General features: G+C 31.8%; 11 protein-coding genes and 1 tRNA gene. 5 read left to right on the forward strand and 7 right to left on the reverse strand.

What is annotated here, in order from left to right:
* Positions 1 to 22: 22 nt before the first annotated feature.
* From G7A72_RS09185 to G7A72_RS09195, 3 genes are read right to left on the reverse strand one after another with little or no spacing between them, the layout of a single operon-like run.
* Positions 23 to 2,146, reverse strand: coding sequence for a Tex family protein (locus tag G7A72_RS09185; RefSeq protein ID WP_165152251.1), 2,124 nt, complete (start codon positions 2,144 to 2,146; stop codon positions 23 to 25).
* Between the two features lie 51 nt (positions 2,147 to 2,197).
* The gene (locus G7A72_RS09190; RefSeq protein ID WP_165152252.1) at positions 2,198 to 2,659 is read right to left on the reverse strand and encodes a type II toxin-antitoxin system death-on-curing family toxin; all 462 of its coding nucleotides are present in this window, start codon (positions 2,657 to 2,659) and stop codon (positions 2,198 to 2,200) included.
* A 2-nt stretch (positions 2,660 to 2,661) separates the two neighbouring features.
* The gene (locus G7A72_RS09195) at positions 2,662 to 3,711 is read right to left on the reverse strand and encodes a DNA-binding protein (RefSeq protein ID WP_113664712.1); all 1,050 of its coding nucleotides are present in this window, start codon (positions 3,709 to 3,711) and stop codon (positions 2,662 to 2,664) included.
* 171 nt (positions 3,712 to 3,882) lie between these two features.
* Here G7A72_RS09195 and G7A72_RS09200 point away from each other — a divergent pair, with 171 nt between their 5' ends.
* Positions 3,883 to 4,161, forward strand: a complete 279-nt coding sequence (locus G7A72_RS09200; RefSeq protein ID WP_113664711.1) for a DUF1294 domain-containing protein — start codon at positions 3,883 to 3,885, stop codon at positions 4,159 to 4,161.
* On the opposite strand, the gene rpiB is transcribed toward G7A72_RS09200, so the two are convergent.
* The gene (rpiB, locus tag G7A72_RS09205) at positions 4,158 to 4,586 is read right to left on the reverse strand and encodes a ribose 5-phosphate isomerase B (RefSeq protein ID WP_165152253.1); all 429 of its coding nucleotides are present in this window, start codon (positions 4,584 to 4,586) and stop codon (positions 4,158 to 4,160) included. The genes G7A72_RS09200 and rpiB overlap by 4 nt on opposite strands.
* A 741-nt stretch (positions 4,587 to 5,327) precedes the next feature.
* Entirely contained in the window at positions 5,328 to 5,561 is a 234-nt protein-coding gene (locus G7A72_RS09210; RefSeq protein ID WP_091166467.1) for a hypothetical protein, read from the reverse strand.
* A gap of 119 nt (positions 5,562 to 5,680) precedes the next feature.
* On the opposite strand from G7A72_RS09210, the gene rnr reads away from it, so the two are divergent.
* The 3 genes from rnr to G7A72_RS09225 are packed head-to-tail and all read left to right on the forward strand — an operon-like array spanning position 5,681 to position 9,260.
* Entirely contained in the window at positions 5,681 to 7,870 is a 2,190-nt protein-coding gene (rnr, locus tag G7A72_RS09215) for a ribonuclease R (RefSeq protein ID WP_165152254.1), read from the forward strand.
* A 5-nt stretch (positions 7,871 to 7,875) separates the two neighbouring features.
* Positions 7,876 to 8,544 carry a head GIN domain-containing protein gene (locus G7A72_RS09220; protein ID WP_165152255.1) on the forward strand — a complete coding sequence of 223 codons (669 nt, stop codon included), beginning with the start codon at positions 7,876 to 7,878 and terminating at the stop codon, positions 8,542 to 8,544.
* A gap of 41 nt (positions 8,545 to 8,585) precedes the next feature.
* Positions 8,586 to 9,260, forward strand: a complete 675-nt coding sequence (locus tag G7A72_RS09225) for a LysE family translocator (RefSeq protein WP_113664706.1) — start codon at positions 8,586 to 8,588, stop codon at positions 9,258 to 9,260.
* A gap of 479 nt (positions 9,261 to 9,739) precedes the next feature.
* On the opposite strand, the gene G7A72_RS09230 is transcribed toward G7A72_RS09225, so the two are convergent.
* Together G7A72_RS09230 and folB are read right to left on the reverse strand one after the other, a co-directional pair.
* A tRNA-Cys gene (locus G7A72_RS09230) sits at positions 9,740 to 9,810 on the reverse strand.
* 83 nt (positions 9,811 to 9,893) lie between these two features.
* Positions 9,894 to 10,253 (reverse strand): dihydroneopterin aldolase, encoded by a 360-nt coding sequence (gene folB, locus G7A72_RS09235; RefSeq protein ID WP_113664705.1) that lies wholly within the window; start codon positions 10,251 to 10,253, stop codon positions 9,894 to 9,896.
* A gap of 123 nt (positions 10,254 to 10,376) precedes the next feature.
* Here folB and G7A72_RS09240 point away from each other — a divergent pair, with 123 nt between their 5' ends.
* Positions 10,377 to 12,479, forward strand: coding sequence for a glutamine--tRNA ligase/YqeY domain fusion protein (locus tag G7A72_RS09240; RefSeq protein ID WP_165152256.1), 2,103 nt, complete (start codon positions 10,377 to 10,379; stop codon positions 12,477 to 12,479).
* The last annotated feature ends 221 nt before the right edge of the window (positions 12,480 to 12,700 follow it).

Below are 12,700 nucleotides of genomic sequence, written 5' to 3' on the forward strand. Positions count from 1 at the left end.
ATTTGAAAAGCCTTTTTTTTGTTTAAATGATCATCGTCAACTGAATTCTCTTTCTATCCTCATCGACTTCCGTTACTTTTACCTGAACGTGTTGGTGTAATTTTACTACTTCATTTACATCACTCACAAAACCTGCTTTGAGTTGGGAAATGTGAACCAAACCACTTTCTTTCACGCCAATATCCACAAAACAACCAAAATTGGTGATGTTATTGACAATTCCAGGCAAAACCATTCCTGTTTTTACATCTTTTATCGTTTTTACATTCGGGTCAAATTCAAAAACTTTGGCGGACTTTCTTGGATCTAATCCTGGTTTTTCGAGTTCTTTGATAATGTCTTTCAATCCCAATAAACCTATTTCAGGTGTAATATATTTTTCTGGTTGTATCAAAGCTGTTTTTTCTTTATTGGCAATCAAATCATGCACTGTCAATTTCAAATCTTTGGCCATTTTCTCCACTATTCCATACGCTTCGGGATGAACCGCTGAATTATCCAACGGGTTTTTTGCATTCGAAATTCGGATAAAAGCAACGCCTTGCTGATACGCTTTTTCACCTAAACGAGGCACTTTTTTGAGTTGTTTACGATCTATAAATGGACCGTTTTCAGAACGATAATTTACAATATTTTCAGCCAGCTTCTCTCCTATTCCACTCACATAACTCAGTAAATGCTTGCTGGCCGTATTAATGTTTATTCCAACTGAATTCACGCAACGAATCACCGTATTGTCTAATTCTTCTTTGAGTTTGGTTTGGTCTACATCATGTTGGTATTGGCCTACGCCAATGGCTTTCGGGTCAATTTTTACCAATTCCGCCAGAGGATCACTCAATCGTCTTCCGATAGAAACCGAACCTCGAACCGTCACATCATAATTAGGGAATTCGTCTCTGGCAATTTTTGAAGCTGAATACACCGATGCTCCCGCTTCTGAAACGATAAAAACTTGAACCGGTTTATCAAAAGCGATTTTCTTGATAAAGAATTCGGTTTCTCTCGAAGCCGTTCCATTTCCTATTGAAATCGCATCAATTTTATACGAATTGACCATCGAACGAATTTTTTTCATCGCCATCGCTTCCTCTTTTTGAGGCGCATGTGGATAAATGGTTTCGTTATACAATAAATCTCCTTTTTCGTCCAAACAAACAATTTTACATCCGCTTCTAAATCCTGGATCAATGGCCAGAATTCGTTTTTCACCCAAAGGCGGTGCTAACAATAATTGTCCCAAATTGTTCGCAAAAACCTGAATAGAATTGGCATCAGCCTTGGCTTTAGCCTCCTGCAAAGCTTCGTTTGAAATAGCCGGATTCAGCAATCTTTTATACGAATCTTCGATGGCTAATTGAACGTGTGGCGTGGTTTTATTTTGGCTTTTTAAAACTAATGCATCAATAATATCATACGCTTCATCGATATCAACTTCTACTTTAAACTTGATAAAGCCTTCATTTTCTGCGCGAAGCATTGCTAGCAATCGATGGGAAGGTGCTTTACTCAATGGTTCTGACCAATCGAAATATTGACTGAATTTCTGCGCCGCTTCGTCGTCTTTCTTCGTTTTTACTACTTTAGTTGTAATCGTTGCTTTGCGTTCGTACAATCGTCGGAGTTGCTTTCGAACATAAATATTTTCATTAATCCATTCGGCAATAATATCTCTGGCGCCTTGCAATGCTGCATCTTCATTGATGATATTTTCGTTCAAATATTTTGTCGAAATAAAATCAACATCATCATTATTCTGCGCCATAATAATTTTGGCTAATGGCTCTAATCCGTTCTCACGGGCTGTGTCAGCTTTAATTTTTTTCTTCTTTTTAAAAGGCAGATAAAAATCCTCCAATTCCTGTAAATCGAAACTTTGCTGGATTTTTTTTTCTAATTCTGAGCTAAGTACATTTTGTTCCTGAATCGATTTTAAAATCGCTTCTTTGCGTTTTACAATCACTTCGTATTCTTTCTGAAATTTGGCAATTTGCTCAATAAAAACCTCGTCCAAATTACCGGTTTTGTCTTTTCGATACCGGGAAATAAAGGGAATGGTACAATCTTCCTGTAATAATTGAACGGTATTTTGAATGTTAATCGCTGCGGTAGCAACGCCTTTTGATATGAATTGTATATTAGTCATTATGTGTTAATTCTTTTATTAGGATTCTTTATTATTATCCTAAATAGGTATTTAAAATTCCGTTTCTTCTTGGTTGCTCTCTTCTAGATATATTGCATTTACTATTTTTAATTGAAGTTCTTCATCATAGTCATTTTCATAAAGAATCGATGTAATAATTTCTTGTAATAAATTTTTATTAATTCTATTATCAGCGACGTGAACTGCAATGTTTTCCATTTCTCTGATAAAGTAACTTACTTTGAAATCAAATCCATTTATCTCTAAAAAATAGGAAGTCAAAACAATAGATGTTCTTTTATTTCCATCTTCAAAGGCATGATTTTTATTTATCGAATAAAATAAATGACAAACTTTATTTTCAAATTCCGGATAATACCAATCATTTTTAATGTGTTCTAAAACACTGTCAACTAAACCAATATTTATGATTCCTTTTTTACCTCCACTATTTTCAATAATAAAATCTTGTTCTTTAACGGCATGTGTCATATCAAAATAAAAGTACTCCATAACTAGCGGTCTTTTAGTCTTTTGAACACATCAATATTTTCTTTTAATCTTTCCTCCAATGCTTGACTTTTCTCCCCTAAAAATTTATTGAAATCTTCTGTACTTACTGTACTTACATAATCTTTTAATTTTTCATGTAAAGCATCTCTAAAAGCCATATCTCTGCTTGCCATCAAGCTTCTTGCTTTTTCTCTTAATGGTTCATAAATTTTATTGGTTAGTTTTTCGAAATTAGAGAATACTTCATGGGCTTCTGATAAAGAGAATTGTTTTTTATTAAGCTCAAATTGATCTTTTAAAAATTCTGCAAAACCATTTTCATAACTTGATATTAAATCTAATACCTCAGAATACATAGTTGCTCTCACACTTTCTTTAGTTTTCAAATCAAGAACTTTACGATACTCTTTAGCGTTTTCTTTGAAAATACTTTTATATATTTTGTCCGTTAATTGCCCATATTTAAACTTATTGCTTGTAATACATAAATCAACCGCATTAGTAAATTCTTTTCTATAATTTATTTCTCTTATAGCGGCAGGGACAAATTCTTCTTCTCTTTGATTAATGAATTTGGTAGAACCTCCCAATTTTTTATTTAATACATCTATTACAACATTTAACATAAATGTTCTGACTTCTTTGGCCTTTTCTGAAGTTTGTAATAGCATACCTATGTTAAGTAAAGTTTTAAAAGTAAATACTGATAAACTTGTAGCTCTTTTTCCAACCAATTCATTGTCATTATCTGGCATTAACTGGCCGACATCAATGTCGGTCAGTTGATTTATGAAGTCTTTAAACATTTTGAGTTTAACCCCTCTAAAAATTTCATACCCTGCATCTTGTAACTCATGATTGTTATCTTGTAAAATACGTTCAATTGTTCTGGTATCAACTTCATAAAATTTAGCAACCTGATTGAGTGTAAATCTGTATTTATTCTCGAAATATATTCCCGTAAAACCTAATTGGTTATATATTTCTTTGATAGCCATATTGTTATTCAGTACATTTTTTCGGTCTATCTGTGAATTTGTTAAATCTTTCATTTCTAATATTTTAAATAATATCTCTTATTAATAAGCCATATGACAATAGCAATTTACTTCAACAATCCTCGTTTTTAATAAATTAGATTCTATTTCTTCTGAATTAGCATCATTATTTTGTTAGTTTTTATACATGCTAAAGTACTACCTTTGAGTCAAAACTCCTTATTTATGTCTTTTTTATTCTGGTATTTTCCACTTATTAATTTAGTTGCTTTTTCAATAATAGGAGTTGACAAACGGCTGGCCATTCAGCAAAAAAGGCGCATTTCTGAACGTAATTTATTGCTTACAAGTATTCTGGGCGGAACAATTGGTTCCGGGTTAGCCATGCTTTTCTTTAGACATAAAACCTCAAAAGAAAGCTTCCTTTTGAGGTTTTACGGAATTATAGTAATCCAAATTTTAATCCTTTTGGTACTTTTTTATTCTGGAATAATAGAGTACTAACAAGAAATTTTATCTACTCTATTTTGGTGTCTTCCACCTTCAAATTCAGTGTTTAAAAATGCTTCTACCATTTCTACTGCTTGTGGAATCGAAGTAAAACGCGCAGGAATACTAATAATGTTCGCATCATTATGCTGACGCGCTAAAACTGCAATTTCTTTCATCCAGCATAAAGCCGCACGAACTTTCGATTGTTTATTCGCCGTCATTGAAATTCCGTTTCCGCTTCCGCAAATAACGATTCCAAAATCAGCTTTTCCTTCAGAAACATCTGTGGCAACCGGACGTCCAAAATCAGGATAATCCACACTTTCTGCTGAATCGGTTCCGTAATTCGTTACTTCATGTCCTTTTGCTTGCAGCATTTCAACAATTGCTTTTTTGTAATCCGGTCCTGCGTGATCGTTTCCTATGGAGATTTTCATATTATATGTGTTAAGTTGTGTGCTGCAAATTTAAATAAAGTAATCTATTCTGATGAATTAATTAAGGCTTCTTTATTTGATAATTTCAATTCAAATGCATCATCAAAACTACATACAAGAATTCATTTTGTAACTATCAGATTATGATTTATTTAGCAGTTATCAACAATTCTTTTAAATGTATAATTAGCTGTAAATCAATGAAAACTTTATATTATAAATGTTAAAAAATTGCATTGTTAATAGCAAAACGCAATTGCTTGATATTCAGTTAACTTTAAATTAACATGTTATGTTCATAACTTTGGATAGAAAATAAGAACTATTTTTTGGTTGTATCGAAAAAAAAAGTAATCCAAAACCCAGTTTTTAAATCCTAATTTAGTTTGAGGAATTTTTAGAATAGTTATCAATATTAAAAAGTAGGTTATCAACAAAAAAGGGTAGTGTGAGTTATTTACAAAACCAATAGTTTTTCTGTTATTAACCATTGTTAATTAAAATCTAAAAACACTTTAAAACTAATACTTTATCCTAGAATAAGTATGTTGATAACTCCCAATAACATCCTAAAACTTGATTTCAATGCATTTTAAAATAAATTTATTGCCACTATTAACAAGCTATAATAACAACCAAGAAAGATTTTAAATTTAAATTTTCTTTTTGTTTATTTAAATATATGTTGACAACTTTCAAAAAATTCAAAGTCAAAAAATTGATTTTAGATTGATTTCAGTTTCAAACGATTTTCAAATTGTTGTTCAAGTTGTCTAACAGTTCCTGGACTTTTTCAAAATCGTTGAAATGAATTTTGAGTTTGATTCCACCGTAAGCGAAACTGCCAAAAGGATCGATGGAAACCAACGTTTCGTTTTCAAAAAAATAGTTAATCTCTTCCTGCTCCAGCAAATGCTTTATAACTACAATTTCATGGGAATAATTGAAAATTGCAATGGTTTGAAATTCTTCCATTTTTGATACTTTTTATAAAGATACAACTATTTTGTAAAGTTATATTTTCTTTAAAACTGTGCACTCTGTACTGATAACAGTTTAGTATTTTGTAATTTTAGACTTTTAAGAACAGATTTATGAGTAAAAGATTAAGAAAGCCGATAAAAAAAGGGAAAGATTTCTCTGAAAAAATTATAAAAATATTATCGCAAAGTGCTAATAAAGCATTCAACTACAAACAAATAGGAGCAAAGCTAGAGCTTGAAGATACCGAAAGCAGAAATCAAATTATCAAAGATTTGAAAATTCTGGCTTCGCAAAATAAAATTATAGAGTCAGAACCAGGTAAATACTTAGTGAAAGCTGAAAGTAAAGAGTATTACGAAGGTAAGATTGACATGACAGGACGTAAAACAGCTTATTTTGTTTGTCCTGATATGGAAGAAGATGTCTTTATTCCTACAAATAACTTAAACCACGCTTTAGACAAAGACATTGTCAAGGTTTATGTTTACAATCGTAGAAAAGGAAAAAGACCAGAAGGTGAAGTAATTGAAGTCCTTGAAAGACATAAAACTGATTTTGTCGGTATTATTGACATTCAAGCTAATTTTGCTTTTGTTTCTACAGCAAATCCAAAAATGTACACTGATATTTTTATTCCAAAGGATAAAATAGGCGAGGCTGAGCAAGGAGATGTAGTTTTGGTTCACATCGAAGATTGGCCAGCCAGAGCTGACAGTCCTTTTGGTTCAGTAATAAAAGTTTTAGGGAAACCTGGAGAGCACGATACAGAAATCCATGCAATTCTTGCTGAATACGGTTTACCGTCAGAATTCCCTATTGAAGTGGAAACGTTTGCACAAAAAATTGATACTTCGATAGAAGAAAGTGAAATTGCCAAACGTCGCGATATGCGTGATACGCTGACTTTTACCATTGATCCAAAAGATGCGAAGGATTTTGATGATGCACTTTCATTCAAAAAACTACAAAATGGTAATTACGAAATTGGTATTCACATTGCCGATGTTTCATATTATCTTCAAGAAGGAACAATTCTGGATGATGAAGCGTATCAAAGAGCAACTTCGGTTTATTTAGTGGATAGAGTAGTGCCAATGTTACCCGAAGTATTATCAAATTTTGCTTGTTCATTACGTCCAAATGAAGAAAAATATACGTTTTCGGCCATATTCGAAATCACTGAAACATCGCAAGTAGTGAATCAATGGTTTGGAAGAACAGTAATTTACTCTGATCAGCGTTTTGCTTACGAAGAAGCACAATATATCATAGAAACCAAAGACGATGTGATTCCGGAAGAAATTTCGATTACAGGAAGTTCCTATCAAGTTTCAGCAGCAATTGTTGCTGCGACGCTAAAAATGGATGAATTAGCTAAAATTCTTAGAAAAAGAAGAATGGCTGAAGGAGCGATTTCTTTTGATAAAGTAGAAGTGAAGTTCAATTTAGATGAGGCCGGCGAACCTCAAGGCGTTTATTTTAAAGTTTCGAAAGATGCCAATCATTTGATTGAAGAATTCATGCTTTTGGCCAATAGAAAAGTAGCGGAATATATTGGAAAACAAAAAAAGACGTTCATTTATAGAATTCACGATGAGCCAAATGAGGATAAACTTTTTGCGATGCAAGCTGTTATTGCCAAGTTCGGACATAAAATTGATTTTAAACAAGGTTCTATTTCACAAGCTTTGAATAAATTAATGGAAGATGTAAATGGTAAAAAAGAGCAGAATTTAATTGATACGCTTGCGATTAGAAGTATGAGTAAAGCCAAATATTCTACGGATAACATAGGACATTACGGTTTAGCTTTTGATTATTATTCGCATTTTACCTCACCAATTCGTCGTTATCCCGATGTAATGGTGCATCGATTGTTGCAGCATTATCTGGATGGAGGAAAATCTGTTGATGAAGAAACATATGAAACAAAATGTTTGCATTCGTCAACAATGGAAGGTTTGGCAACCAATGCAGAACGTGATTCTATCAAATACATGCAGGTAAAATACATGCAAGATCATCAGGATGAGGAATTTTTAGGAGTTATTTCTGGTGTGACAGAGTGGGGAATTTATGTTGAAATCATCGAGAATAAATGTGAAGGAATGTGTAGAATCAGAGATATAAAAGATGATTATTATACTTTTGACGAAAAACAATATGCACTAACCGGCGCAACTTCTGGTAAATTATTACAATTAGGAGACGAAATTTACGTTAAAGTAAAAAATGCCGATTTAGTTAAAAAACAACTGGATTTTAATTTTTTAAGAAGAATTGAAGAACCGTTAAAATAAAAAAAATGAAAAATTTAGTGATTATTGCTTTTGTATTTTTAAGTCAATTTGCAAACGCTCAAGTAACCAGAAACTTAGGAGATTTTGATGAAGTTAAAGTTTTTGATAAAATCAATGTCAAATTAATTGAAGCTTCAGAAAACAAAATTGTAGTAACCGGAGCACGCGCTGACGAAGTGGAAACGGTCAATAAAAATGGAGAATTAAAAATTAGAATGCCATTTCCTCAATTATTATCCGGAGATGATATTATTGTTAAACTATATTTTAAAAACCTGGAAAGCATTGCAGTTAGTGAGGGAAGTTATGTTTCAAGCGAAAAAGATTTAAAACAAACAAGCTTAGATTTGAATGCAAAATCTGGAGGAGAAATAAAATTAGAAATAGATGTTGACAAAGTAAACATCAAAGCGAATGCTGGTGGAATAGTTACTTTATCAGGAAAAGCGAAAAATCAAGATGTTGTAATTACTTCAGGTGGTATTCTAAACGCAAAGGATTTAGAGACTTCACAAACTACAATAAGCGTTGCTGCTGGCGGAAAATCTGAAATTCATGCATCTACATTAGTTGATGCAAAAGTTCGTGCTGGTGGCTCTATATTTATCTACGGTAAACCTAAACAGATTAACAAGGAAGTATTTATTGGCGGTACGATTTTAGAAAAAAATTAGTACTTTGGTTTAAATTTTAGCGTAATAAATTTAAATTTTTAATGATAAACGACATTTTAGCTGGTATTCCGTGGGGAATTTTCTTGAGTTTTATGATTGGTCCTGTTTTTTTTATTTTACTAGAAACAAGTATTATAAAAGGATTTAGAGCGGCTTTAGTATTTGATTTAGGAGTTATTTTAGGGGATATTGTTTTTATTGGAATTGCATATTTAGGAAGTTACCGATTGATTCAAAGTTTAAAAGATCAACCGGCTCTTTTTATTTTCGGTGGAGTATTAATGTTGGCTTATGGTATAATTTCTTTCATACAGTTAAAAAAAGAACAGAAAATCAATACGGACATTATCGACAAGGAAATTGTCAAAAAAAACTATATAAGCCTTTTCATAAAAGGTTTTTTGTTGAACATTATCAATATTGGTGTATTGGGTTTTTGGCTAGCAATCATTATTTCTGTTGGACCAAAATTAGAAATGCAAACACCTAGAATGATTACTTTTTTTATTGCAGTTATTGGAACTTATTTGTTTGTAGATTGTATCAAAATTCTTTTAGCGAAGCAATTAAAAACAAAACTAACACCAGTAAATATTCTAAAAATTAAAAAAGGAATCAGTATTGTAATGATGGTTTTTGGGATGGTTTTAATCACTCAAGGTTGGTTCCCAGAAGAAAAAGAAATGGTAAAAAAAGCATTTGAAAAGATTGAATAAATCTAGTTTTTAATTTTTATAAAATAGAAAAGGCCTTGACTCTAAATTAATTAGATTCAGGGCTTTTTTTATTTAAACATGTTAGTCATTTAAGTTTTTTAAACCATTAAGAATTTAAGTTTAATTAAGACTTAACACTTAATTTTCCCTGAAAATTAGACATAAAAAAAACCTCCAAATTGCTTTTAAGGTTTTAGAATATTATCTGGATTTGAACCATAACTTTATTTAATTTTTCCTAAAAATTTGACATAAAAAAAAGAGACACATTTCTGTATCTCTTTTAGAGGCATCTTCCGAAGCTTTGGGACGGATTCGAACTCTAACTTTATTTAATTTTTTCTAAAAATTAGATATAAAAAAAACCTCCAAATTGCTTTAAGGTTTTAGAATATTATCCGGATTTGAACCATAACTTTATTTAATTTTTCCTAAAAATTTGAGATAAAAAAACCTCCAAATTACTTTGAAGGTTTTAGAGGCATCGTCCGGATTCGAACCGGAGTAGGAGCTTTTGCAGAGCCCAGCCTAGCCACTCGGCCACGACGCCATAATTGAATGGACGGCAAAAGTACTCAAAAAGTTTAGAGTTTAAAAGTTTAAAGTTTAAAAGTTTTAAAAAATATTTTTAATCTAACTTCTATATTCTTCTAATTCAATAGTAACTGCTTCAACATCACCGCCAATAGGAGGATTTAGTTTAGAAACCGCTACAATAATTCTGGATATTTCAGGAATTTCTTCAAATATTCTCGTCAAAATGCGGTGTGCCACATGTTCTAATAAGTCAGAACGAATCGCCATTTCCTCTACAACTATACTATTTAAGAGCACATAATCAACAGTATCTTTCAAATTATCAGAAATACTGGATTTTCTCAAATCAGTTTTCACCTCTAAGTTTACCGTATAGTCTGATCCTATTTTTCCTTCCTCGATTAAACAACCATGGTAGGAGTACGTTCTAATATTTTTAAGTTTTATGATTCCCATTATTTTATTTTTTGTTTAAAGTGTAAAGTTTAAAGCGGAATTGCTAACTTTTCATAGGTTTCTATGGAAACATTAAACATTAAACCTTAAACTTTTTTACCTTTGCTAAAATAAAACAAAAAAATGTCAACTGAAGAAAAATCACTCCATTTTATAGAACAAATCATTGAAGACAGTTTATCAAACGGTTTTCCTCAAGATAAATTACGTTTCCGTTTTCCACCGGAGCCTAATGGTTATTTGCATATTGGTCATGCTAAATCGATTTGTTTGAATTTCGGATTAGGTTTAAAGTACAATGCGCCAGTTAATTTGCGTTTTGACGATACAAACCCTGCCAAAGAAGAGCAAGAATATGTAGATGCAATCAAAGAAGATTTGCAATGGTTGGGTTTCAATTGGGCCGAAGAACGCTATGCTTCTGATTACTTCCAGCAATTATACGATTGGGCTGTAAAAATGATTAAAAACGGTAAAGCGTACATTGATAGTCAATCGTCAGAAGATATGGCATCTCAAAAAGGTACGCCTACGCAACCAGGAGTGGATGGACCTTACAGAAATCGTTCGGTTGAAGAAAATTTGACTTTGTTTGAAGGAATGAAAAACGGTGATTTCCCAGAAGGAAGCCATGTTTTGCGTGCAAAAATTGATATGACTTCAACTAATATGTTGATGCGTGATCCATTGATGTATCGTATTTTACACCGTCATCATCACAGAACTGGAAACGATTGGAAAATATATCCAATGTATGATTTTGCACATGGAGAAAGCGATTATATCGAGCAAATTTCACATTCTATTTGTACGTTAGAATTTGTAATGCACAGAGAATTGTACAACTGGTTTTTGGACCAAATTTATGATGACTCAAAAGTAAAACCACATCAATATGAATTTGCGCGTTTGAACTTGAATTACACCGTAATGAGCAAGCGAAAACTGTTGCAATTGGTACAGGAAAACATAGTAAATGGGTGGGATGATCCAAGAATGCCTACGATTTCAGGATTGAGAAGAAGAGGGTATACAGCCAATTCTATTCGTAAATTTTGTGATATTATTGGTGTTGCCAAAAGAGAAAATATAATTGATTTTTCACTTTTGGAATTTTGCTTGCGAGAAGATTTGAATAAATCGGCTCCTAGAGTAATGGCTGTTTTAGATCCAATAAAATTGGTAATCACTAATTATCCGGAAGATAAAGAAGAATGGTTAGAAGCCGAAAATAATCAGGAAGACGAAAGCGCAGGATTTAGAAAAGTTCCTTTTTCTAGAGAATTATTTATTGAAAGAGAAGACTTTTTAGAAGATGCTCCGGCTAAATTTTTTCGATTGAGTTTAGGAAGAGAAGTACGTCTAAAAAATGCTTACATCATTAAAGGAGAAAGTGTTAAAAAAGATTTAGCTGGGAATATTACAGAGATTCATGTAACGTATGATGAAGACAGCAGAAGCGGAAGTGGGAGCGAAGCTAGTCAAAGGAAAGTAGCTGGAACCTTGCATTGGGTTTCGATACAACATGCTCTAGAAGCTGAAGTTCGTCTCTACGATCGTTTGTTTATTGATGAAGCGCCAGACAGTCATAAAGAGAAAAATTTCTTAGAATTTATGAATCCTAGTTCGTTACAAATTGTAAAAGGATTTGTTGAACCAAGTTTAGCAACGGTTCAATCTGGAGAGAAATTCCAGTTTCAACGTTTGGGTTATTTCAATGTGGATAAAGATACGGCTGAAGGCAAAATTGTCTTTAATAAAACGGTTGGATTGAAAGATGCTTGGGAAGAAAAAGGCAAAAAAGAAGAAAATTTATTGATGAATACGCAAAAAGAAATCAATAAATATGTAAAAGAAAAAGATGAAAACAGTGCTAATTTAATCTTGAAAAGCGTTGTTGATAATATAAAAAGTATTGATAATTACAGTTTAATTATCCAAACTATTGTCAAAAGTATTAAAAATGATAATAACTCGTTGTTATTTTCTAATTTGATTTTGCATCATTCTGATAGAGTACAGGTAAAAGATATCGAAGAAGATGCTTTGACAAAATTATATACAATGTCATTGAAAAGTCAAATGGCAGCCGTTCGAATTTTAGCAATTGAAAATTTGCAAAATGATTTGAGTAATTTCAATCTTTTTGAAGCACAACTTTCAGAATTAAAAACGAACGAGAAAAACGAAAAAGTGCTACAATTATTAAATGATCTTAAAATATAAGATTCTTTTTTAAATAGATTTTATCAATTAAAAACTCTCTTCTTAGAGAGCTTTTCTTATTATTGTAATTTCTTATAAATATACTTTTTTTAATAATTTTTTTCAATCGAAAACGACGTCCATAAATTGATTTTAAGAGGGATTTTTAAAACGAACGACAATCAATATAGAATTTAAATAAACGTGGAACAGTTCGCTTTTATTTGCTTTTTGTCTTGTAA

Origin of the sequence: Flavobacterium sp. Sr18 (assembly GCF_011064265.1) — a bacterium.
Classification (GTDB): domain Bacteria; phylum Bacteroidota; class Bacteroidia; order Flavobacteriales; family Flavobacteriaceae; genus Flavobacterium; species Flavobacterium petrolei.

What these genes read in the sequence shown, in the direction of transcription:
- G7A72_RS09190 (WP_165152252.1), bottom strand. Translation starts at nt 2,659, where the DNA reads ATGGAGTACTTTTATTTTGATATGACACATGCCGTTAAAGAACAAGAT.
- G7A72_RS09240 (WP_165152256.1), top strand. Translation starts at nt 10,377, where the DNA reads ATGTCAACTGAAGAAAAATCACTCCATTTTATAGAACAAATCATTGAA.
- G7A72_RS09200 (WP_113664711.1), top strand. Translation starts at nt 3,883, where the DNA reads ATGTCTTTTTTATTCTGGTATTTTCCACTTATTAATTTAGTTGCTTTT.
- G7A72_RS09210 (WP_091166467.1), bottom strand. Translation starts at nt 5,561, where the DNA reads ATGGAAGAATTTCAAACCATTGCAATTTTCAATTATTCCCATGAAATT.
- G7A72_RS09225 (WP_113664706.1), top strand. Translation starts at nt 8,586, where the DNA reads ATGATAAACGACATTTTAGCTGGTATTCCGTGGGGAATTTTCTTGAGT.
- rnr (WP_165152254.1), top strand. Translation starts at nt 5,681, where the DNA reads ATGAGTAAAAGATTAAGAAAGCCGATAAAAAAAGGGAAAGATTTCTCT.
- G7A72_RS09195 (WP_113664712.1), bottom strand. Translation starts at nt 3,711, where the DNA reads ATGAAAGATTTAACAAATTCACAGATAGACCGAAAAAATGTACTGAAT.
- G7A72_RS09220 (WP_165152255.1), top strand. Translation starts at nt 7,876, where the DNA reads ATGAAAAATTTAGTGATTATTGCTTTTGTATTTTTAAGTCAATTTGCA.
- rpiB (WP_165152253.1), bottom strand. Translation starts at nt 4,586, where the DNA reads ATGAAAATCTCCATAGGAAACGATCACGCAGGACCGGATTACAAAAAA.
- G7A72_RS09185 (WP_165152251.1), bottom strand. Translation starts at nt 2,146, where the DNA reads ATGACTAATATACAATTCATATCAAAAGGCGTTGCTACCGCAGCGATT.
- folB (WP_113664705.1), bottom strand. Translation starts at nt 10,253, where the DNA reads ATGGGAATCATAAAACTTAAAAATATTAGAACGTACTCCTACCATGGT.